The organism is Streptomyces sp. NPDC058662 (assembly GCF_042716255.1).
Lineage (GTDB): Bacteria > Actinomycetota > Actinomycetes > Streptomycetales > Streptomycetaceae > Streptomyces.
In genome coordinates this window covers 41,491-63,428 of the sequence record NZ_JBHXRU010000021.1, presented here as the reverse complement: position 1 = coordinate 63,428, position 21,938 = coordinate 41,491, and the positions used below count along the sequence as shown (strand labels likewise).

The window sequence follows — 21,938 nt, the reverse complement described above, 5'->3', positions numbered from 1 at the left end:
GTCCGGGGCGGGGGGGGGGGGGGGGGGGGGGGGGGGGGGGGGGGGGGGGGCGGGGCCGGGGGGGGGGGGGGGGGGGGGGGGGGGGGGGGGGGGGGGGGGGGGGGGGGGGGGGGTGTTGTCCGGGACTCATGATTTATGGCGCCTGTGCCGGGTTGTTCTGTGCGAGGCCGTGGGCGCCAACACATCACGTTCTACGTCCCGGACAACACCCCACCCCGGCCGAGTGAAACCCTCAGCGGCCCGCCCACCGGTTCCCTACTTCGCCCTCACCGGTTCCGGTCCTTCGGACCCACTGCTCGGCTCGGGCCGCCCCATCCAGCCCCGCCGGTGTTGGCGGCGCGGTGTCCCGGGTTCACTGCGCGGCTCGGGTCGGCCAATTCAGCCTCGCCGGCGTTTGAGGCGCGGGGGGCCGGGGCCACTGGTTCGGCGGGGGTCAGGGGGTGGGGTACGGGTGGGGGTCGCTGCGGAGGCCGTGGGAGGTGACGGACACCGTGAAGGGGGGCGTGGTGCCGGTCGGCAGGGTGGCGGTGAGCGCGCCCGTCAGGGGGTCCGGGGCCGACGGCAGCGGGGTGTCGCCGACCGTGAGCAGCACCGGCGGGGCGAAGCCGCCGCCGGTGACGGTGAGCCGGTCCCCGGCCAGCGAGACGTCGGTGATCACGGGATTCGGGCGGATGGCCACCTTGTTCACCAGGTACGCGCCCGCCGGCGCCCCCGTCAGGGCCCAGATCTCCGTGGGCAGCCGGGGGAGGCCGTCGCCCACCTCGGACAGGAAGAAGAGGACGACGTAGAGCATGGTGACCGCGCTGAACACGATGTACTGGAGGTCGACCAGGTCCGTCCGCCCGCTGTCGTTCGCGATCAGCTCCCGCAGCGGCCGCCGGCCCGATAGCGTCGGCCGCGGAGCCGGTTTGGCGAGGCTGCCGTTGACCAGGCGCATGCCCACGACGGTCTTCGCGGCGATCAGGGCCACGTACGGGCCGCCGAGCAGCGGGAGGTACACCGTCGTGAGCGGGGACAGCGGGCCGTGCTCGCCGCCGAACCAGTCGGCGCCGCCGCCCGCGGTGAGCCCGTAGCCGAGGACGGTCAGCAACAGCCAGACGAGGATCACCGTCCAGGCCAGGGCCAGGGTCGTCGAGGTGGACAGTCGGCCGTCGCGGCCGGTGATGAAGCCCGGACGGCGGTAGAGGCGCAGGCAGAGCGGTACGGCCAGCGCGGCCAGTAACGCCAGTGCGCAGAGTGCGGAAGCCATGTGTCCCCCCGGATACGGTCCTGCGCCAGAGGATCACCCACCGGCCCGGGGCATGACAAGTCAGTCCTCGGGCAGGACCGGGAACCGGCGGGGCGCCATCAGCAGCAGGACCAGCAGGGAGGCCACGGCCGCCGCTGTCGCGCAGAGGAAGATGTTCTCCGTGGCCGCGGCCACCGCCTGGCGCAGGTGGTCGGCGGCGGCCGGCGGCAGCAGGGCCGGGCGGTCCAGCGCCCGGGCCACGCCGTCCAGGCTGTCCGGCAGTCCGGGCACGGGGGCGTCCACGAGCCGGGCGGCGATGGTGGCGTTGGCGACGGCTCCCAGCAGGGCCGCGCCCAGGCTCTGGCCCACCTGGCGGCAGAACAGCACCGAGGCGGTGGTCGTCCCGCGCTCCGCCCAGCCCACGGTGGACTGGACCCCCACGATCAGCGGCAGTTGGAACAGGCCGAGGGCGGCGCCGAGCAGGAGCATGACCAGGGCGGGCTGCCAGGGGCGGGCGGGGTACGGGAGCAGGGTGAAGGAGTAGAGGATCGCGGACGCCAGCGCGATGCCGACGGCCGCGGTGTCGCGGAAGCCGATGCGGCGGTAGACGTGCTGGCTGAGGGCGGCGGAGAGGGGCCAGCTCAGGGTCATCACGGACATGACGAATCCGGCGCCGACGGGGTCGAGGCCCAGTACGGACTGCGCGTACGTCGGCAGGAACACCATCGGGGCGACCATCAGCAGGCCCAGGGCCGCCATGGCCAGGTTGACGGCGGCGATGGTGCGCCGGCGCCACACCCAGCCGGGCAGGATCGGTTCCGCGGCCCGGCGCTCCACGCGGACGACCACGGCGGCCAGGACCGCGCTCGCGCCGAGCAGTCCCAGGGAGGGAGCCGACAGCCAGGGCCAGGCGACCCCGCCCTGGACCAGGGCGAAGAGCAGCAGCCCGCCGCAGGCGAGGACGGACAGCGCCCCCGCCCAGTCGACGGGGCCCCGTCGGCTGGGGGTCCGCCGGGGCTCGCGCAGGTGGCGGGCGATCATCAGCAGGGCGAGGGCGGCCAGCGGCAGGTTGATGAGGAAGATCCAGCGCCAGTGCGCGTACGCGGCGAGCAGCCCGCCGAGCGCCGGGCCGGCCACGGCGGAGGCGGCCCAGACGGTGGACATCCGGGCCTGGATCCTGGGCCGGTCCCTCAGCGGGTAGAGGTCGGCGGCGAGGGTCTGGACGGTGCCCTGGAGGGCGCCGCCGCCCAGCCCCTGGACGATCCGGAAGGCGATGAGGGCGGCCATGTTCCAGGCCAGCGCGCACAGCAGCGAGCCGACGAGGAAGAGGGCGATGCCGAAGAGCAGGACGGGCTTGCGGCCGAAGGTGTCGGCCAGCTTGCCGTAGACGGGCAGGGTGACGGTGACGGCGAGCAGGTAGCCGGAGAACAGCCAGGAGAAGGCGGAGAAGCCGCCGAGGTCGCCCACGATCTGCGGGACGGCGGTGGCGACGACGGTGCTGTCGAGGGCGACGAGGGCCATGCCCAGCATCAGGGACGCGACCACCGGCGCCGGGGGCGGTCCGCCGGGCCGGCCGCCGGTCCCGCCGGAGCCCTCCGGCGCGGTGACGGGTCGTCCGCCCGTGCTCCGTCCTCTGCCCACCGAGATCCCTTCCCCCTGCACCTATGCGCGGGGAACACCTTCTCACCGCGGGTGCGCGGGCCGGTATCCCCGAGGGCCGGTCCGCTGAGGGGTGCGCGACCCCTAGGGGTGCCCGCCTCCCGCGGGCCAGGGTCCGTTCGTCCCGGCGGAGGAGGAGGACGTGCGCCGCGCGCCGTTGACTGGTGGACACCGGGCACGGAGCCGGGGGTGGGGTTAACCCCCGGGCGAAGAGGGCGATGGGCACCAGGGTGCCCGAGGCGCCCCCGGCACAGACTTCACGCAGGTGACAGCGGCGGGCGCGGGGTGCGCTCGCGACGAACGAGGAGAAGACCGTGACAACGGCTATGACCGAGACCAGGCACGGGGGCACTGGAGGGCATGGAGCCGTCGCGGCCCGGGCGCGGAAGGTCGTCAAGGCCTACGGCTCCGGGGAGACGCGCGTCGTCGCCCTCAACGACGTGGACGTGGACATCCGGAGCGGCCAGTTCACCGCGATCATGGGCCCGTCGGGCTCCGGCAAGTCCACGCTGATGCACTGCCTCGCCGGCCTCGACACGGTGACCAGCGGGCAGATCCACCTGGACGACACCGAGATCACCGGGCTGAAGGACAAGAAGCTCACCCAGCTGCGGCGGGACCGGATCGGCTTCATCTTCCAGGCGTTCAACCTGCTGCCCACGCTGAACGCGCTGGAGAACATCACGCTGCCCATGGACATCGCGGGGCGCAAGCCCGACGCCCAGTGGCTGAACCGCGTGGTGGAGACCGTCGGCCTCGCCGGCCGCCTCAAGCACCGCCCGACCGAGCTGTCCGGCGGCCAGCAGCAGCGTGTGGCCGTGGCCCGCGCCCTCGCCTCCCGCCCGCAGATCATCTTCGGCGACGAGCCGACCGGGAACCTGGACTCCCGGGCCGGCGCCGAGGTCCTCGGCTTCCTGCGCCGCTCGGTGGACGAGCTCGGCCAGACCATCGTCATGGTCACGCACGACCCGGTCGCCGCCTCGTACGCCGACCGCGTCATCTTCCTCGCCGACGGCCGGATCGTCGACGAGATGTACGCGCCCACGGCCGAGCAGGTCCTCGACCGGATGAAGGACTTCGACGCGCGCGGGCGGACGTCATGACCGTCATGAAGACCTCGCGGCGCAACTTCGTCGCGCACAAGGGGCGGATGGCGCTCTCGGCCGTCGCGGTCCTGCTCTCCGTGGCCTTCGTCTGCGGAACCCTGGTGCTCACGGACACCATGAACGCCACCTTCGACAAGCTGTTCGCCGTCACCAGCTCCGACGTCACGCTCAGCCCGAAGGGCGCGCGGGACGGGGAGGTGGCTCCGCCCAACGGCAAGCCCGGAGCGGTGGACGGCGCGGTCGTCGAGCGGCTCCGCGGGGTCGAGGGCGTCAAGTCCGCCGAGGGCGCCGTGATGTCGATGTCCGTCACGGTGGTCAACGCCGACAACGAGAACATGGGCTCGACCACCGGCGCCCCGACCATCGCGGGCAACTGGAACGACCACGAGCTCAAGTCCATGAAGATCACCGCCGGTCACGCCCCGCGCGGCCCCACCGAGGTGATGGTCGACGCGGACACCGCCGCCCGGCACGGCCTGGAGCTCGGTGACGAGCTGCGCACCATCACCGTCTCCGGCGACATCCGCTCCCGCATCAGCGGTATCGCCACCTTCAGCGTGACCAACCCGGGCGCGGCCCTCGTCTACTACGACACCGCCACCGCGCAGCGCGCACTGATCGGCGCGCCCGGAGCCTTCACGCACGTCAACGTCACCGCCCGGGACGGGGTGAGCGACGAGCAGCTCAAGCAGAACCTGGCGAGCGCCCTCGCCGCCGCCGGAGGGGACGCGTACAAGCTCCAGACCGCCCAGGAGTCGACGGACGCCAACCGCCAGGACGTCGGCTCCTTCCTCGACGTCATGAAGTACGCGATGCTCGGCTTCGCCGGGATCGCCTTCCTCGTCGGCATCTTCCTGATCTTCAACACGTTCTCGATGCTGGTCGCCCAGCGCACCCGTGAGATCGGCCTGATGCGCGCCATCGGCGCCGACAGCGGCCAGGTCCTGAAGTCGGTCGTCCTCGAAGCCTTCCTCCTCGGGGTCGTCGGCTCGGTGCTCGGTGTCGGCGCGGGCGTCGGCCTGGCCGTCGGGCTCATGGAGCTCATGGGCCAGATGGGCATGCACCTGTCCACGGACGACCTGACCGTCGCCTGGACCACGCCGGTCGTCGGCATGGTCCTCGGCATCCTGGTCACCGTCGTCGCCGCCTTCGTCCCGGCCCGCCGGGCCGGCAAGGTGTCCCCGATGGCCGCCCTGCGTGAGTCCGGGGCCCCCGGCGACCGGAAGGCCGGCGTCATCCGCGCCGCCCTCGGCCTGGTCCTCACCGGCATCGGCGCCGGCGGCCTGCTCCTCGCCGCCGCCGCCGAGAAGGCGGCTCCCGGGTCGATGTGGCTGGGCCTGGGCGTCGTCCTCACCCTGATCGGCCTCATCGTGATCGGCCCGCTGCTCGCGGCGGGCGTGGTGCGGGTGCTCTCCGGCGTGGTGCTGCGGCCCTTCGGGTCCGTGGGCCGGCTCGCCGAGCGCAACGCGCTGCGCAACCCGCGCCGTACCGGCGCCACCGCCGCCGCCCTGATGATCGGGCTGGCCCTGGTCGCCTGCCTGTCGGTGGTCGGCTCCTCCATGGTGGCCTCCGCCACCGACGAGCTCGACAAGTCGGTCGGCGCGGACTTCATCGTCAACTCCGAGACCGGCCAGCCCGTGATGCCGCAGGCCGAGCAGGCCCTGCGCGCCACGGCCGGCCTCGACCACGTCACCGCCTACCGCGAGGTGGAGGCCCAGATCACGGCCCCCGACGGCGCCGCGGAGAAGGTCGGCCTCGGCGCCACCGACGCGACGTACGCCAAGGACATCCGGCGCAAGATGACGGCCGGGGAGCACGCGGCGGCCTACGGCAAGGACTCCATCTCCGTGGGCTCGCAGTACGCCACCGCGCACGGCATCGGGCTCGGCGACAAGCTGACGGTCGCCTTCACCGGCGGTGCCGCCGTCGAGCTGAAGGTCGCGGCGATCACCAGCGACGAGGGCAACCTCGACAAGGGCATGATGTACATCAGCACCGACACCGCCCGGGCGAACGTGCCGGCCGACAAGCTGCCGCTGCCGTTCATGCTGCTGGCGAGCGCCCAGGACGGACAGTCGGACGCGGCCGCGTACACGGCGGTCAAGGCGGCGCTGGCGGACCAGCCGCAGTACAAGGTGCGCAACCAGGCCGACTACAAGCAGTCCTTGAAGGACCAGGTCAGCCAGTTCCTCAACGTGGTCTACGCGCTGCTCGCCCTCGCCATCGTCGTCGCGGTCCTGGGCGTCGTGAACACCCTCGCCCTGTCGGTGGTGGAGCGCACCCGCGAGATCGGCCTGATGCGCGCCATCGGCCTCTCCCGCCGGCAGCTGCGCCGCATGATCCGCCTGGAGTCGGTGGTCATCGCCCTCTTCGGCGCCCTGCTCGGCCTCGGGCTGGGCATGGGCTGGGGGGCCACCGCGCAGCGGCTCCTGGCACTGGAGGGGCTGAACGTGCTGGAGATCCCGTGGCCGACGATCCTCGGGGTGTTCGCCGGCTCGGCCCTGGTCGGCCTGTTCGCGGCGCTGATCCCAGCCTTCCGGGCGGGGCGGATGAACGTCCTGAACGCGATCGCGAGCGACTAGCGGCGCGCGGGACCTTACGGGGGTACGCCGGTCCGGGGCCTTGCGGTCCCGGACCGGCGTCGTTCGTCGCGGGCCGTCGCGGGGCCGGTGCCCGGTGCCGTCACCCCCACGGGCGACCGGAATCCCTCGCGCGGGTGCCCCGGGCGCGTCGTAGGGTGGGAGACCCCGGCCCGTGCGACGTGTCGGGCCCTTCGCGTTGTCCCTCCACGCCCTCCACCGGACGGAAAGCCTGCCTCATGAGCCTGCACGGACTGCTCGACGCCGTCACCCGGGACCCCGCCCTCACCGAGGCGGTCACCGCGGCCGGTGACGGCAACCGCATGCACGTGGACCTGGTCGGCCCCGCCGCCGCGCGCCCCTTCGCGATCGCCGCGCTGGCCCGGCGGACCGGGCGGACCGTCCTCGCGGTCACCGCCACCGGCCGGGAGGCCGAGGACCTGGCCGCCGCGCTGCGGTCGCTGATGCCCTCGCCCGACGAGGTGGTGGACTACCCGTCCTGGGAGACGCTCCCGCACGAACGGCTCAGTCCGCGCAGCGACACCGTCGGCCGCCGGATCGCCGTACTGCGCCGGCTCGTGCACCCGAGCGTCGACGACCCGGCCGCCGGCCCCGTCTCCGTCGTCGTCGCGCCGATCCGATCCGTGCTCCAGCCGCAGGTCAAGGGGCTGGGAGAGCTGGTGCCCGTCGCCCTGCGGCAGGGCGAGAGCGTTGACCTCGGGGAGGTCACGAAGGCTCTGGCGGCCGCCGCGTACGCGCGGGTGGAGCTCGTGGAGAAGCGCGGCGAGTTCGCCGTGCGCGGCGGCATCCTCGACGTGTTCCCGCCCACCGAGGAGCACCCGCTGCGCGTCGAGTTCTGGGGCGACGAGGTCGAGGAGATCCGCTACTTCAAGGTCGCCGACCAGCGGTCCCTGGAGATCGCCGAGCACGGCCTGTGGGCCCCGCCCTGCCGGGAGCTGCTGCTCACCGACGAGGTGCGCGAGCGCGCGGCGGCCCTCGCCGAGGCCCACCCGGAACTCGGCGAGCTGCTGAACAAGATCGCCGAGGGGATCGCCGTCGAGGGGATGGAGTCCCTGGCCCCCGTCCTGGTCGACGACATGGAACTGCTGATCGACGTCCTGCCGGCCGGGGCGATGGCCGTGGTCTGCGACCCGGAACGGGTCCGCACCCGGGCCGCCGACCTGGTGGCCACGAGCCAGGAGTTCCTGATGGCCTCCTGGGCGGCCACCGCGGGCGGCGGCGAGGCCCCCATCGACGTCGGCGCGGCGTCGCTGCGCGGTATCGCCGAGGTCCGCGACCGGGCCCGCGAGATCGGCATGATGTGGTGGTCGGTGTCCCCCTTCTCCGCCGACGAGGCGGCCGGGTCCGACATCCTCAAGCTCGGCATGCACGCCCCGGAGGCGTACCGGGGCGACACCGCCCGCGCGCTCGCCGACACCAAGGGCTGGATCGCCGACGGCTGGCACACCGTTTACCTCACCGAGGGCCACGGCCCGGCCGCCCGTACCGTCGAGGTGCTCGGCGGCGAGGGCATCGCGGCCCGGCTGGAGTCGGACCTGCGCGTTCTGGAGCCGAGCCTGGTCCACGTCGCCTGCGGCTCGCTCGACAACGGCTTCGTCGACCCCGCGCTCAAGATCGCCGTGCTCACCGAGACGGACCTGACCGGCCAGCGCACCGCCTCCAAGGACCTGGGGCGGATGCCCACCCGGCGCCGCAAGACCATCGACCCGCTGACCCTGGAGGCCGGCGACTACATCGTGCACGAGCAGCACGGCGTCGGCCGCTACGTCGAGATGGTCCAGCGCACCGTCCAGGGCGCCACCCGCGAGTACCTCCTCGTCGAGTACGCGCCCGCCAAGCGCGGCCAGCCCGGCGACCGGCTCTACATCCCCACCGACCAGCTGGAGCAGGTCACCAAGTACGTCGGCGGCGAGGCCCCCACCCTGCACCGGCTCGGCGGCGCCGACTGGACCAAGACCAAGGCGCGCGCGAAGAAGGCGGTCAAGGAGATCGCCGCCGACCTGATCAAGCTGTACAGCGCCCGCATGGCGGCCCCCGGCCACGTCTTCGGCCCGGACACGCCCTGGCAGCGCGAGCTGGAGGACGCCTTCCCGTACGCGGAGACGCCCGACCAGCTCACCACCATCGCCGAGGTCAAGGAGGACATGGAGAAGTCGGTCCCGATGGACCGGCTGATCTGCGGCGACGTCGGCTACGGCAAGACCGAGATCGCCGTCCGCGCGGCGTTCAAGGCGGTGCAGGACGGCAAGCAGGTCGCCGTACTCGTGCCCACGACGCTGCTGGTGCAGCAGCACTTCGGCACCTTCTCCGAGCGCTACAGCCAGTTCCCGGTGAAGGTCAAGGCCCTGTCGCGGTTCCAGAGCGACAGCGAGTCGAAGGCCACCCTGGAGGGCCTGCGCGAGGGCTCGGTCGACGTGGTCATCGGTACCCACCGGCTGTTCTCGCAGGAGACGAAGTTCAAGGACCTCGGCCTGGTCATCGTCGACGAGGAGCAGCGCTTCGGAGTCGAGCACAAGGAGCAGCTCAAGAAGCTCCGCGCCAACGTCGACGTGCTGACCATGTCCGCGACCCCCATTCCGCGCACCCTGGAGATGGCGGTGACCGGCATCCGCGAGATGTCGACGATCACCACGCCGCCGGAGGAGCGGCACCCGGTGCTCACCTTCGTCGGCCCGTACGAGGAGAAGCAGATCGGCGCGGCCGTCCGCCGCGAGCTGCTGCGCGAGGGCCAGTGCTTCTACATCCACAACCGGGTCGAGTCCATCGACCGGGCCGCCGCCAAGCTGCGGGAGATCGTGCCCGAGGCGCGGATCGCGACGGCGCACGGCCAGATGTCCGAACAGGCCCTGGAGCAGGTCGTCGTGGACTTCTGGGAGAAGAAGTTCGACGTGCTGGTGTCCACCACGATCGTCGAGTCGGGCATCGACATCACCAACGCCAACACCCTCATCGTGGAGCGCGGCGACAACTTCGGCCTCTCGCAGCTGCACCAGTTGCGCGGCCGGGTCGGGCGCGGCCGCGAGCGCGGGTACGCGTACTTCCTCTACCCGCCGGAGAAGCCGCTGACCGAGACCGCGCACGAGCGGCTCGCGACCATCGCCCAGCACACCGAGATGGGCGCCGGCATGTACGTGGCCATGAAGGACCTGGAGATCCGCGGCGCGGGCAACCTGCTCGGCGGCGAGCAGTCCGGCCACATCGCGGGCGTCGGCTTCGACCTGTACATCCGCATGGTCGGCGAGGCCGTCGCCGACTACCGGGCGGCCGTGGAGGGCGGGGTGGAGGAGGAGCCGCCGCTGGACGTCAAGATCGAGCTGCCGGTGGACGCGCACGTCCCGCACGACTACGCCCCCGGGGAGCGGCTGCGCCTGCAGGCGTACCGCTCGATCGCCGCCGCCAACTCCGAGGCGGACATCAAGGCCGTCCGGGAGGAGCTCACCGACCGCTACGGCAAGCTGCCCGAGCCGGTGGAGAACCTGCTGCTGGTAGCCGGTCTGCGGATGCTCGCCCGCGCCTGCGGCGTCGGGGACATCACCCTCCAGGGGCCCAACGTGCGCTTCGGGCCGGTGGAGTTGCGCGAGTCGCAGGAGCTGCGCCTCAAGCGGCTCTACCCGGGCGCGATCCTCAAGCCCGCCACCTCGCAGGTGCTGGTCCCGCGCCCGAAGGCCGGGAAGATCGGCGGCAAGCCGGTGGTCGGGCGGGAACTGCTGGCCTGGACGGGGGAGTTCCTCACCACCATCCTCGGTACCTGAGCCGCCGCGCCGCCGACCGGGGCGTGTGAACCGTGTCTACAGGGCGTGCGCGGGGTGGTGGGTTCACAGTGTGAATCAGTATGCTCCGCGCATGTTCGAGGAGACCGACGTCCCGGCCGCGCCCGCCGACGCCCTTCCCGCGGCCCCGGAAGGCGGCGCGCCCGACGACCGGACGGCCGCGGCCGAGGTCACCGCCGCCGAAGTGGCCCGCCTGGCCGGGGTCGGCCGCGCCGCCGTGAGCAACTGGCGCCGCCGCCACGCCGACTTCCCCCGGCCCGTCGGCGGCACCGCCACCAGCCCCTCCTTCGCCCTGCCCGAGGTCGAGCGCTGGCTCCGCGCCCAGGGCAAGCTCGCCGAGGTCCCGCTGCGCGAGCGCGTCTGGCAGCAGGTCGCCGCGCACCCCGAGGGCGCCGTCGCCGCGCTCGTCGAAGTCGCCGGCGCGCTGCTCCTCGTACGGGACCGGCCCACCGAATGGCTGGAGCCGGCGGCCGTCTCCGACGCGCGCATGGCGGTCCTGCTGCGCCCTGCCCTCGCCCGGGTGCTCGCCGCGCGCCTCGGGCCGGACCACCCGCCGGGCGCCGCCGCGCCGCCCCCCGAGTCGGTGCCCCTGCTGCGGGCCGCCGTCGCGCTCGCCGCCGAACTCGGCGCCCGCAAAACCTTCGAGTTCCTCCTCGGCCGCCACCTCGACGCCAACCCCCGCCAGTACACGCCCACCCCCGACGGCCTCGCCGCGTTGCTGGCCGCCCTCGCGGGGCCGGGCGTGCGTACCGTGCTCGACCCGGCCTGCGGCACCGGTGCGCTGCTGCGGGCCGTCGCGGGCGCGACCACCGTCTACGCGCAGGACGCCTCACCCCGCGTCGCCGCACTCGCGGCGCTGCGCCTGGCCCTGCACGGCGCCTGCGACGTCCGCCCGGCCGCCGCCGACAGCCTGCGCGCCGACGCCTTCCCCGGGGTCGGCGTGGACGCGGTGCTCTGCCGCCCGCCGTTCAACCAGCGCGACTGGGGGCACGAGGAGCTGGCCTACGACGCGCGCTGGGAGTACGGCCTCCCGGCCCGCACCGAATCCGAACTCGCCTGGGTCCAGCACGCCCTGGCCCACCTGCGCGAGGGCGGCACCGCCGTCCTGCTCCTGCCGCCCGCCGTCGCCGCCCGCCGCTCCGGCCGCCGTATCCGCGCCGACCTGCTGCGCCGGGGGGCGCTGAGGGCCGTGATCGCGCTCCCCGCCGGCGCCGCGCCGCCGTACGGGATCCCGCTGCACCTGTGGGTGCTGCGCAGGCCCGCCCCGCACGCGGCGCCGCCGCCGGGGCTGCTGCTCGTCGACGCGGGCGCCGCGACGGCGGCCGCCGCCCCCGGGTCGGCGGAACCCGTCCCGGGCGGCGGCGGGTTTGCCGCCGAGGGCCGGTCCCGGACCGCCTGGCCCGCTGTCCGGGAGGTGGTGGAGACCGCCTGGAGCACGTACGACCGGACCGGCGCGGTGGAGGGACTGCCGGGCGTCAGGCGGGTCGTGCCCCTCCTCGAACTGCTCGACGACGACGTGGACCTCACCCCCGCCCGCCACCTGCCCCCGCCGGCCGCCCCCGGCGGGCCCGCCGCGCTGGGCGCCGTACGGGAACGGCTCGACGCGAGCCTCACCCGGGCCGCCCGGCTCACCCCGCCGCCCGCCTCCCCCGCCGCGGCGCCCGGCCTGCCCGCGATGACCACCGTGGGCGAACTCGTGCGCGCCGGAGCCCTGGTGCTGTACTCCGGCACCGGCGGCGGCCGCGGCGACGCCCCCGTCCTCACCGAGGAGGACGTGTACGCCGGGAGGGGCCCCTCCGGCCTCCTCGCGGCCACCGCCGACGAGCCCGTGCTCACCGCACCCGGCGACGTCCTGGTCCCCGTCGTCGGCTCCGCCGCCGTGGCCCGCGTCGTCGGCCCGGCCGCAGCGGGCGCGGTGCCGGGCCGCGGCCTGCGCCTGCTGCGCCCCGACCCGGCCGCCCTCGACCCGTGGTTCCTGGCCGGCTTCCTGCGCGCCGCCGCCGCCCGCCGGGCCGGCAGCCACACCTCCACCGCCGGCCGCCTCGACGTCCGCCGGGTCCGGCTGCCCCGGCTGCCGTTGGCGCAGCAGCGGCGCTACGGGGTCCGGTTCCGCGAGCTCGCCGAGTTCGAGGACGCGCTGCGGGTCGCGGCACGACTCGGCGAGCAGCTCGTCCAAGGCCTCTACGACGGCCTCTCGGACGGCACGGTCGCACCGGAGTGACCCGGTGTGCGGCGACCCTGCAACGGTTGGGTACATCCCTCACCGGCGGCCGGAATCGCTGTATACGCTCTGACCCGAATCCTTCTTCCGTACGGCCCGTCAGGAGCAGCGATGCACGGCCCCGGCATTCCGCCGCAGCAGGGAACCCCGCCCACTCCCGGGGGCGTGGTGGCGCTGCGCGTGCTGTTCGCGCTGCTGCCGATCCTGAGTTGCGGCTTCCTGGCGTGGGGCACGGTCCTGCGGCTGGCGGCCGTCACCCGCAGAACCCGTGACTGGGTGCTGCTGGGAGTCAGCTTCGCGCTCGTCACCGGCTGGATCACACTCATCGGCCTCGACGAGACGCCCGACACCAGCGGCTGGCAGGGCAACACCGGAGCCGGCGGCCTCATCCTCACCGGCATCGCGACCTGCGTGTACTTCCTGATCGCGGACATCCGCCACTACGAGGCCAGGGCCGCGGCCGGTTACTGGTACCCGGGCGCCCCCGCGCCGTACCGGGCCGGGCAGCAGCAGCAGCCGACCCAGGGCTACGGCTACCCGCCGGCGCCGCAGCACCAGACGGGCCGGCAGCACCAGACGGGCCCGCAGCACCAGACCGGCCCGCAGCACCACACCGGCCCGCAGCAGCCGCCCGTGCCCCAGCAGCCGCCGGCGGGGCCCACCCCGCCGCCCCGGATCGGGCAGGTCCGCGCCGAACTCGACGAGCTCAGTGAGCTCCTGCGCAACCAGCCGCCCCGGGACCAGGACCCGAACCGGTGACCGACCGGCTCATCGGGGACCGCTACCAGCTCGCGACCGTCCTCGGACAGGGCGGCATGGGCCAGGTCTGGACGGCGTACGACCAGCGCCTGGACCGCCGGGTCGCGGTCAAACTGCTGCGCCCCGACAAGGTCGCCGGCCCCGGCACCGTCGCCGAGGAGCTGCGGCACCGCTTCGTGCGCGAGTGCCGCGTCACGGCCCAGGTCGACCACCCCGGCCTGGTCACCGTGCACGACGCGGGCAACGACGGCGACGAGCTGTTCCTCGTGATGGGCTACGTCGAGGGCTCCGACCTGGCCGACCACCTCGCCGAGCACGACCCGTACCCCTGGCCCTGGGCGGTCGCGGTCGTCGCGCAGCTGTGCGGGGTGCTGTCGGCGGTGCACGCGGTACCGATCGTGCACCGGGACCTCAAGCCGCGCAATGTGATGGTCCGCCCGGACGGCACCGTGCTGGTCCTGGACCTCGGCGTGGCCTCGGTGATGGACACCGACACCACCCGCCTCACCAGCACCGGCACCCCGATCGGCAGCCCCGCGTACATGGCCCCCGAACAGGCCATGGGCGGCGCGGTCGGCCCGTACACCGACCTGTACGCCCTCGGCGTGCTGCTCTACGAACTCCTCACCGGCAACGTCCCCTTCGCCGGTTCCACCGCCCTCGGCGTCCTGCACCGCCACCTGTACGAGCCCCCGCTGCCGGTCCGCCAGGTGCGCCCGGAGATCCCGCCCGCGCTGGAGGCGCTGCTGCTGCGCCTCCTCGCCAAGGACCCCCAGGACCGCCCCGGCTCCGCGCAGGAGGTGTACGAGTCGCTCGCCCCGCTGCTGCCCGGCCGGGGCGGCGGCGCGCCCGCCGGCCCGCTCGACCCGACCCGCCCCTTCGTCCGCCCCCAGGCGCCCTGGCCGGACCGGGCCGCGGTCGTCCCGCCGCAGCCGTCCGCCCCGCCGACGCCGGCGCGGCCGGACATCCCGGGCGCCGTGGACGAGGCCCGCGAGCTCCTGGACCAGGGCCGGCTCACGCAGGCCGGGGACATCCTCGGCGGCATCCTGCCCGCCGCCGAGGCCGAGCACGGCGCGCACTCGCCGGTGGTCCGCTCCCTGCGCAAGCAGTACGCGGCCACGCTGATGGACGACGGCCAGTACCGCCGCGCCCTGCCGGAACTGCGGCGGCTGGCCGACGAGTTCCCGGCCGGCGATCCGCAGTCCCTGCGCTTTCGCTACGACGCGGCGCAGTGCCTGGAGCAACTCGGCGAACCGGCCGCCGCCCTGGCGGAGTACCGCTCGCTGCTGCCCCTCTTCGAGAACCACTACGCCAACCCGGACCCGGGGCTCCCGCTGGAGGTCCGCCGCCGGATAGCGCACCTGCTGCTCTCCCTCGGCGACCGGCAGGCCGCCCACGACACCCTGGCCCGGCTGCTGTTCGACGCGGACCGGCTGCACGGCCCGGCCCACCCCTTCCCCGCCGAGATCCGCCGCACCCTGCACTGGCTCGGCCAGGTCCGCTGACCCGCGCGCCGTGCCCCGCGGGGACGCCCCTCAGGGCCTGCGCGGCCGGGTCGCCCGACGCGAGCGGACCGCCCACGCCAGCAGCGCCGCCGCGGCGAGCGCCGCGACGGCCGCGCCCGGGAGCAGGCCCGGCGGCCGGAACGTGCAGCTGAGGGTGGTGGTATGGCCGTCCAGCGGGACGGCGACCAGGCCGAGGTGCGCCGAGGCCGGGCGGCCGTTGCAGCTCCAGCCGGGAATCGCGGGCACGGCGAGGACCGCCGTGCCCGCGGTGCCCGGTGCCAGGGTGGCCCGGACGTCCGAGGGGCCCACCCGCACCGAGGTCGCCGCCGTGGCCCGCAAGGCGGCCACCGCGGCGGCCAGCCGGTCGCGGTCCAGGCAGGACAGGGACCACCGAGCGGGCGGGGACGCGTCGAGGATGAGGGCCGAGGAGGCCCCCCGGGAGACGCCCAGCGGCTGCACGGCGGCCCGGTTGCGGGGGGCGTTGCCGCTGAGCCGGAACGCGGGGCCGTCCGCGAGGCGGGCCGTCGCGTCGTACTCCGGGGCCCACAGGTAGGCCTCCGTACCCGCACGGCAGACGCCGGGCGCGACCGGGTCCTCGTACACCCGCGCCCCCAGCAGCAGTTCCTGGTTGGCGAAGGGGGAGTCCCCGTACCGGCCGGGCGGCCCGGGCGGGCGGACCGTCACCAGCGGCGGCACCTCGGCCCGGGCGACGGCGCCGTCCGGGCGCAGCCGGGCGCCGACCGCGAAGACGGCGTCCGTCACCGGGTTGTCGATGCTCTGGACATTGCGCCCGCGCGAGGTCCAGCCCGCCCCGAGCGCGGCCATCGTGCGCGTGAGCACCTCGGGGGTGTGGCTGCTGTAGTACGCGCCGCCCTCCCCGCCGAGGAGCAGCGGGTCGTTGCCCGACAGCGCGGGCCGGCCCGGGTCGGTGCGGTACGCGGGCCAGCCCCCGGCGTCCGCCAGCGACCCGGCGCGCGCGGTGTGGGCGGGGCCCCAGGACGGGTAGTCGTCCAGAGCGCCGAGTTTGCCCCGGTGGCCCTGGGCCGTCGTGGCGGCCGCCTGGGCCAGCAGTACCGCGGCGAGCAGCGCCGCCGCCGTCCGCCGCACCGCGGGCCGCGGCCCGCCCGGGCCGGGCCGGTGGCGCACCGCCCACCAGGCGAGGGCCGCCAGGACCAGGCCGCCGCCGTAGAGCGCGTACCCCCAGTCCGTTCCGAGGGCGCTGCCGCGCGCCCACAGGGCCGCGGCCGTCAGCAGGCCGGCCCCCGCCGCGAGCGCCCGGGGTGCCGGGGGGCCCGCCGCGAGCCCGGCCCAGGCGGCGATGACGGCGATCCCGGCCAGGACGAAGGTCTGCCGGTACGGGCTGCCGTTCGGGGTGGCGAAGAGGTGCCAGGCCAGATGGGTCGGCGCCCACTGGAGGGAGAGCGCGACGCACGCGGTCAGCCCGGCCCAGTACCAGCGGGTGCGCACGGGAACGGCCCGGTGGAAGGGGAGCGCGGCCACCAGGAGGAGCGTCCCGGTGCCGACGAAGACGGCGGGGGAGGAGAAGGAGTACGTCGCCGGCAGCAGCCGGGCGAAGAGGTCCGCCCAGGACACCGGCGCGAACTCCCGGACCCATCCCGGGTACGCCTGCCCCGAGCTGAGGAACAGCGGCGCCAGTACCGGGGCGGCCAGCGCGATCCCCAGCACGGTCGCCGCACCCGCCCGCGCCACCGCCGCCGCCCGGGCCCGAGCACCCCCGTGCGTCAGCAGCACCCGTACCAGCAGCACCAGCGCGGCGCCCAGCGTCGCCATGTACGCGGTGTAGAAGTTGGCCGTCCAGCACAGCGCGACGACCAGGGCGGCCGCCACGGGCCGGCGCCCGCGCAGCGCCCACTCGCCGGTCAGGCACAGCAACGGGAAGGCGATCAGACCGTCCAGCCACATCGGGTTGTAGGAGGCCTCGACCACCGACCAGCCGCACAGCGCGTACGAGGCGCCGAGCAGCGCGGCCGCCCACCACGGCCCCGGGGCCTGGGCGCGGAGCAGACGGCTCATCGCGGCGGCGGCGGCCGCCGTCTTGAGGACGGTGACGACATACACCGCGAGATCGATGTCCGCGCGCGGGAAGAGCGCCACCAGCGGCGCGAAGGGGCTGGCCAGGTACGTCCCGAGGTCCGGCAGGAAACTCGTGCCGTACCCGGACTGCCAGTTGAACAGCAGTCCGCCGTGGGCACGGCCGTGCAGGAGGTCCCACAGGTGCGCGTGGAAGGGCACGAACTGGTTGCCGAGGTCGTTGACGCTGCGGTGGCGCGGCCCGTACGGGAAGACGCGGGCGGCGGCGTCCCCCGCGCACACGGCCACCGCCGTGAGCAGGGCGGCGAGCGCCGGGCCGGCGGGGCCGCGGCGGCGCGGCGCGTGGTGCGGTGTCGACATGGTGGGCCGACCCTGGCACCGCCGCCGGACCGGGGGATGGCCGCGGGGTGGCCGCGACGCGAACAGCGCGCACCCCAACACCGTGCGAATCGTTGGCCGAAGTGGTGGCTCGGATCACCCCGACTGCATAACATCGATCACCGCACGGCCTTGTGCAAGAACGCACAATCTCCCGGCCCTGGAGGCTCCTTTGCACCGTCGCACAGCGCTCTCCGTCTCCGCCGCCCTGCTCCTGGCGGCCCCCCTGCTGGCCGCCTGCTCGGGCGAGACCCGCCCCGGTACCGCGGCCGTCGTCGGCGGCGAACGCATCACCACGTCCGCGCTCCAGGCGCAGGTGAACGACGTCCGTACAGCCCAGGGCCGGTCCGAGCAGGGGGCCCAGCTCATCCGGGCGACCCCGCAACTGGAGCGGGTCAAGCTCGGCAAGATGATCCAGCTCCGGGTGCTGGAGAAGGCGGCCGACACCGCCGGGATCTCCGTCAGCACCAGGGAGATCGAGGAGGCCCGCAAGGCACAGCAGGGCGAGGGCGGGGGCGGGGGCGACCTGGAGCAGCGGGCGCTGCAGAGCAGGGTCCCCCTCGCGCCCGGGCAGATCGACGAGGAGCTGCGCTTCCAGCTGCTGCTCGGCAAGCTCAGTGACCGCTTCGGCGAGGACAAGATCCTGGGGCCGCTCGCCGAGGCCGCCGCCGCTCTCGACATCGAGGTGAACCCCCGCTACGGGGCCTGGGACGCCAAGCAGATCGGGCTCGGCACGGCGGACACGCCCTGGATCACCCAGCGGACCGTGGCCGAGCAGGCGGCGCCCGCCGGGGTCTGACGGAGGCGGGTACGGGCGCCCGGGGGCCCCCGGCCCCGGGGCCGGGGGGCGCGGTAGGTTCGAAGGGTGACCGACCACGTACCCGCCGGGCCCACCGGCCGCATCGTCCTGCTGACCACCAGCCACCGGGTCGCCCCCGGGGTGCTGTCGTGGCCCGCGTGGCAGACCCTGCACGGCGCCGACCGCGTGCTGTGCGCCGACCCCGGCCACCCGCAGCTGCCGTACCTGCGCGAGGCCGGCATCGAGGTCGCGCACGCGACGCCGGACGCGCACGAGCTGGTGGACGCCTGCGCGGGCGGCCGTACCGTCGTGGTGCTCCCGGGCGGTGAGGGCGACCAGCGGCTCACCGACGGGCTGGCGCGGCTGGCCGGCTCCGGCCGCGTCGAGATGCCCGCCCTGGAGCTGCTCCCCGGCTCCTACGACCTGCCCGGGGCGCGCCTGCTCGACCTGGTCCAGGTGATGGACCGGGTGCGGCGCGAGTGCCCCTGGACCGCGGAGCAGACCCACCGCGGGCTGGCCAAGTACGCGATCGAGGAGGCGTACGAGCTGGTCGAGGCGATCGAGACGGGGAACCGGGAGGAGCTGCGCGAGGAACTCGGCGACGTCCTCCTCCAGGTGGTCTTCCACGCCCGGATCGCTCAGGAGGGTGGCCGAGGCGACGGCGGGGGCCGCGGTGACGGGGCCGCGGACGGCGACGAGGGGGCCGAGGAAGCCGAGGAAGGTCTGGGGGCGTTCTCCATCGACGACGTGGCCGGGGCCCTGGTCGAGAAGCTGATCCACCGCCACCCGCACGTGTTCGGCGACGCGACGGCCGAGACCCCGCAGGACGTGCACGCGCACTGGGAGCGCACCAAGGCGGTCGAGAAGCAGCGCGCGTCGGTCACCGACGGCGTCCCGCTCGGTCAGCCCGGACTCGCGCTCGCCGCGAAACTGGCCGGCCGGGTCCGTACGGGCGGGCTGGACGTGGCCCTGCCCCGGGGCGAGGGCGTCGGGTACGAGCTGCTGGCCGTGGCGGCCCGCGCGGAGGAGGCGGGCATCGACCCCGAGGCCGCGCTGCGGGCGGCGGCCCGCGCCTACCGGGACGCGATCCGGGCCGCCGAGGGCGTCGGCGCGTAGCTCCGCGCCGCCACCGGCTCAACGGGCGCGCGGGGCGCGGCCGGAGGGGTTGTGCCAGTGCGGGCCCGGACGGCTGAGGAACCACTCGCCGAAGCCCAGGGGGCGCCCGCCCGCGCCGTGGCCGGAGCCGCCGACGGGGACCGTGTCGTAGAAGATCCGGCCGGGCAGGGCGCCCAGCTCCTCCAGGAGGAGGGCGGTCTCCTCGATGAACACCGGCGGACCGCTGAGGTAGACGTCCTGGTCGGGCCACAGGCCGCGGTTGCTCAGCGCGGTGGCGAGCCGGTCGGTGGCCTGGTTGCGGTGCTGCCCCGGAGCGGGCGTGATGTAGGTGACGGCGAGCCAGGGGCAGGCGGCGGCGTACGCGTCGACGAGCGGCCGGTCGTAGAGGTGGGCGGCGTCCCGCGCGACGAGGAAGAGCCGTACGTCCTGATCGGGAGGGTGCGCCGCGAGGTCCTCCAGGATGGCGCGGACGGGCGCCCAGCCGGTGCCGGCGGCTATGAGGCTGGCGGGCCGGTCCTCGCGGCGGAATGTCAGCTGCCCGCCGGGGGCGCCCAGCCGCAGCACCTCGCCCGGCCGGGTGTCGCGGACCAGCACGGTGCTGACCCGGCCGCCCTCGATCCGGCTGACGTGCAGGTCCAGGGTGCCGTCGGGGCGCGGGGCGTTGGCGACGGAGTACGTGCGCCAGGTCCGGGGCACGCGCTCGCTGCTCACGCTGACGTACTGGCCGGGGAGGTGGAGCAGGGGGGCGTGCGGCCGCAGGGTCAGGACGCCGATGTCCGGTCCGTAGCCGAGGTGGCGCACGACCTCCGCGTCCCACCAGGGCGGGTCCTCGGATGCGGCGGCCCCGGCCGCCATCGCGTCGGCGATCACCTGGTAGGCCTCGGTCCAGGCCTTCTCCACGGACGGGGTCCAGGCCTCGCCGGAGGTCTCGGCGAGGGCGGCGAGCAGGCTGGCCCCCACCGCCGCGTAGTGCTCGGGGCCCACCAGGAACTTGCGGTGGTCGCGTCCCAGCTCGCGGAGGTAGGGCAGGAGGGTCTCGTGCTCCAGGTGGGCGATGACGTGGGTGAGCGCGGCGAAGAGCCGGTCCCGCTGCCGCTCCATGTCCTGGAAGGAGGCCGGGAAGAGCTCACGGACTCCGGGGTTGTGCCAGAACAGGTGGGAGTAGAAGAACTTGACCGTGTGCTCGGCCCGTCTCTCCACCACCGCGAAGCTGCTTTTCAAGATCCTCACATCCACAAGACCGACAGTAGGAATGCCGGACTCCGCCAGGTCAAGACCTGGCCGATCTACGGACAGCCGCGACGAACCCCCCATATGGGGCAGCGCACGCGCGCCGGGATACGGTCGTGGGGTGCACGAGCCGAACCCCGCAGTCCCAGCCGACGCCCCCTCCGCCCAGGGTCCGACCCTGTTCGACTGGGAGTTCGCGACCGATCCCTACCCCGCCTACGCCTGGCTGCGCGAGCACTCCCCGGTGCACCGCACCAAGCTCCCCAGCGGCGTGGAGGCCTGGCTGGTCACCCGGTACGCCGACGCCCGCCAGGCCCTCGCCGACCAGCGGCTCAGCAAGAACCCGGCGCACCACGCCGAGCCCGCGCACGCCCGGGGCAAGACGGGCATCCCGGGCGAGCGCAAGGCGGAGCTGATGACGCATCTGCTCAACATCGACCCGCCGGACCACACGCGGCTGCGGCGGCTGGTGTCGAAGGCGTTCACCCCGCGCCGGGTCGCCGAGTTCACGCCGCGGGTGCAGGAGCTCACCGACCACCTCATCGACGCGTTCGTCGAGCGGGCCCGCGCCGAGGCGGAGGCCGGGGGGAGGGGGGAGGCGGATCTCATCCACGAGTTCGCCTTCCCGCTCCCCATCTACGCCATCTGCGAGATGCTCGGAGTACCGCGCGAGGACCAGGACGACTTCCGCGACTGGGCCGGGATGATGATCCGCCACGGCGGTGGCCCGCGCGGGGGAGTGGCCCGCTCGGTGAAGCAGATGCGCGCCTATCTCGGGGAGCTCATTCATCGCAAAAGGGATGACTTGGGCAATGATCTGATCTCGGACCTGATCCGGGCGAGCGACCACGGCGACCACCTGACGGAGGCCGAGGCCACGGCGATGGCCTTCATCCTCCTGTTCGCCGGCTTCGAGACGACCGTGAACCTCATCGGGAACGGCGTCCACTCCCTCTTCATGAACCCGGACCAGCGCGGGCGGCTGCAGCGCTCCCTGGCAGCCGGCGAGCGCGGCCTGCTGGAGACCGGGGTGGAGGAACTCCTGCGCTACGACGGTCCGGTGGAGCTGGCCACCTGGCGCTTCGCCACACGCCAACTCACCCTGGGCGGCGAGGAGATCGCGGCCGGCGACCCGGTCCTGGTCGTCCTCGCGGCCGCCGACCGCGACCCGGAGCGGTTCACCGAACCGGACACCCTGGACCTCTCCCGGACGGACAACCAGCACCTGGGGTACGGGCACGGCATCCACTACTGCCTCGGTGCACCGCTGGCCCGGCTGGAGGGGCAGACGGCGCTCGCCACCCTCCTGACGCGCCTGCCCGATCTGGAGCTCGCCGTGGACGTGTCCGAACTGCGCTGGCGCGGGGGGCTCATCATGCGCGGACTGCGCACCCTCCCGGTCCGTTTCACGCTGCCGGAGCAGGGCGAAAACGGCTGACTTCAAGTCAGTTTCAGTCGAAACTTGTGACAAACGTTCGAGGCCCGCTAGGTTCTGCCGTTACCCCGCCGTTATGC

General features: G+C 74.5%; 13 protein-coding genes. 9 read left to right on the top strand and 4 right to left on the bottom strand.

Going from position 1 to position 21,938, the window contains the following annotated elements:
* Positions 1 to 433: 433 nt before the first annotated feature.
* Complete coding sequence (locus tag ACFWUQ_RS10880) at positions 434 to 1,249, bottom strand: hypothetical protein (RefSeq protein WP_384535818.1); 816 nt, start codon at positions 1,247 to 1,249, stop codon at positions 434 to 436.
* Positions 1,250 to 1,309: 60 nt separating this feature from the next.
* Entirely contained in the window at positions 1,310 to 2,869 is a 1,560-nt protein-coding gene (locus tag ACFWUQ_RS10875; RefSeq protein ID WP_384535816.1) for an MFS transporter, read from the bottom strand.
* Positions 2,870 to 3,213: 344 nt separating this feature from the next.
* On the opposite strand from ACFWUQ_RS10875, the gene ACFWUQ_RS10870 reads away from it, so the two are divergent.
* The 6 genes from ACFWUQ_RS10870 to ACFWUQ_RS10845 all read left to right on the top strand — a co-directional run bounded on the left by ACFWUQ_RS10870 (position 3,214) and on the right by ACFWUQ_RS10845 (position 14,848).
* Positions 3,214 to 3,990: an ABC transporter ATP-binding protein gene (locus tag ACFWUQ_RS10870; protein WP_384535852.1), complete on the top strand. Its 777-nt coding sequence runs from the start codon at positions 3,214 to 3,216 to the stop codon at positions 3,988 to 3,990.
* Complete coding sequence (locus tag ACFWUQ_RS10865) at positions 3,987 to 6,575, top strand: ABC transporter permease (protein ID WP_384535813.1); 2,589 nt, start codon at positions 3,987 to 3,989, stop codon at positions 6,573 to 6,575. The genes ACFWUQ_RS10870 and ACFWUQ_RS10865 overlap by 4 nt, the downstream gene beginning before the upstream one ends.
* A 236-nt stretch (positions 6,576 to 6,811) precedes the next feature.
* Entirely contained in the window at positions 6,812 to 10,345 is a 3,534-nt protein-coding gene (gene mfd, locus ACFWUQ_RS10860; RefSeq protein WP_384535810.1) for a transcription-repair coupling factor, read from the top strand.
* 91 nt (positions 10,346 to 10,436) lie between these two features.
* The gene (locus ACFWUQ_RS10855; protein ID WP_384535807.1) at positions 10,437 to 12,584 is read left to right on the top strand and encodes an N-6 DNA methylase; all 2,148 of its coding nucleotides are present in this window, start codon (positions 10,437 to 10,439) and stop codon (positions 12,582 to 12,584) included.
* A gap of 111 nt (positions 12,585 to 12,695) precedes the next feature.
* Positions 12,696 to 13,343: a hypothetical protein gene (locus tag ACFWUQ_RS10850; protein ID WP_384535804.1), complete on the top strand. Its 648-nt coding sequence runs from the start codon at positions 12,696 to 12,698 to the stop codon at positions 13,341 to 13,343.
* Entirely contained in the window at positions 13,340 to 14,848 is a 1,509-nt protein-coding gene (locus tag ACFWUQ_RS10845; protein ID WP_384535802.1) for a protein kinase, read from the top strand. The genes ACFWUQ_RS10850 and ACFWUQ_RS10845 overlap by 4 nt, the downstream gene beginning before the upstream one ends.
* Positions 14,849 to 14,878: 30 nt before the next feature.
* Here ACFWUQ_RS10845 and ACFWUQ_RS10840 read toward each other — a convergent pair whose 3' ends face one another.
* Positions 14,879 to 17,260 carry a YfhO family protein gene (locus ACFWUQ_RS10840; RefSeq protein ID WP_384535799.1) on the bottom strand — a complete coding sequence of 794 codons (2,382 nt, stop codon included), beginning with the start codon at positions 17,258 to 17,260 and terminating at the stop codon, positions 14,879 to 14,881.
* 190 nt (positions 17,261 to 17,450) lie between these two features.
* Between ACFWUQ_RS10840 and ACFWUQ_RS10835 the strand changes: the two genes are divergently transcribed.
* Together ACFWUQ_RS10835 and ACFWUQ_RS10830 are read left to right on the top strand one after the other, a co-directional pair.
* The gene (locus ACFWUQ_RS10835) at positions 17,451 to 18,077 is read left to right on the top strand and encodes a SurA N-terminal domain-containing protein (RefSeq protein WP_384535797.1); all 627 of its coding nucleotides are present in this window, start codon (positions 17,451 to 17,453) and stop codon (positions 18,075 to 18,077) included.
* A gap of 66 nt (positions 18,078 to 18,143) precedes the next feature.
* A complete protein-coding gene (locus tag ACFWUQ_RS10830; protein WP_384535794.1) occupies positions 18,144 to 19,193 on the top strand; it encodes a MazG family protein in 1,050 nt (349 codons plus the stop codon).
* An 18-nt stretch (positions 19,194 to 19,211) separates the two neighbouring features.
* Here ACFWUQ_RS10830 and ACFWUQ_RS10825 read toward each other — a convergent pair whose 3' ends face one another.
* Positions 19,212 to 20,423, bottom strand: a complete 1,212-nt coding sequence (locus tag ACFWUQ_RS10825; protein ID WP_384535792.1) for a globin domain-containing protein — start codon at positions 20,421 to 20,423, stop codon at positions 19,212 to 19,214.
* A 121-nt stretch (positions 20,424 to 20,544) separates the two neighbouring features.
* On the opposite strand from ACFWUQ_RS10825, the gene ACFWUQ_RS10820 reads away from it, so the two are divergent.
* Entirely contained in the window at positions 20,545 to 21,861 is a 1,317-nt protein-coding gene (locus ACFWUQ_RS10820; RefSeq protein WP_384535789.1) for a cytochrome P450, read from the top strand.
* The last annotated feature ends 77 nt before the right edge of the window (positions 21,862 to 21,938 follow it).

Bases quoted from the DNA above. Each gene is read 5' to 3' on its own strand.
- ACFWUQ_RS10880 (WP_384535818.1), bottom strand. From the start codon at position 1,249: ATGGCTTCCGCACTCTGCGCACTGGCGTTACTGGCCGCGCTGGCCGTA.
- ACFWUQ_RS10870 (WP_384535852.1), top strand. From the start codon at position 3,214: ATGACCGAGACCAGGCACGGGGGCACTGGAGGGCATGGAGCCGTCGCG.
- ACFWUQ_RS10865 (WP_384535813.1), top strand. From the start codon at position 3,987: ATGACCGTCATGAAGACCTCGCGGCGCAACTTCGTCGCGCACAAGGGG.
- mfd (WP_384535810.1), top strand. From the start codon at position 6,812: ATGAGCCTGCACGGACTGCTCGACGCCGTCACCCGGGACCCCGCCCTC.
- ACFWUQ_RS10855 (WP_384535807.1), top strand. From the start codon at position 10,437: ATGTTCGAGGAGACCGACGTCCCGGCCGCGCCCGCCGACGCCCTTCCC.
- ACFWUQ_RS10850 (WP_384535804.1), top strand. From the start codon at position 12,696: ATGCACGGCCCCGGCATTCCGCCGCAGCAGGGAACCCCGCCCACTCCC.
- ACFWUQ_RS10840 (WP_384535799.1), bottom strand. From the start codon at position 17,260: ATGTCGACACCGCACCACGCGCCGCGCCGCCGCGGCCCCGCCGGCCCG.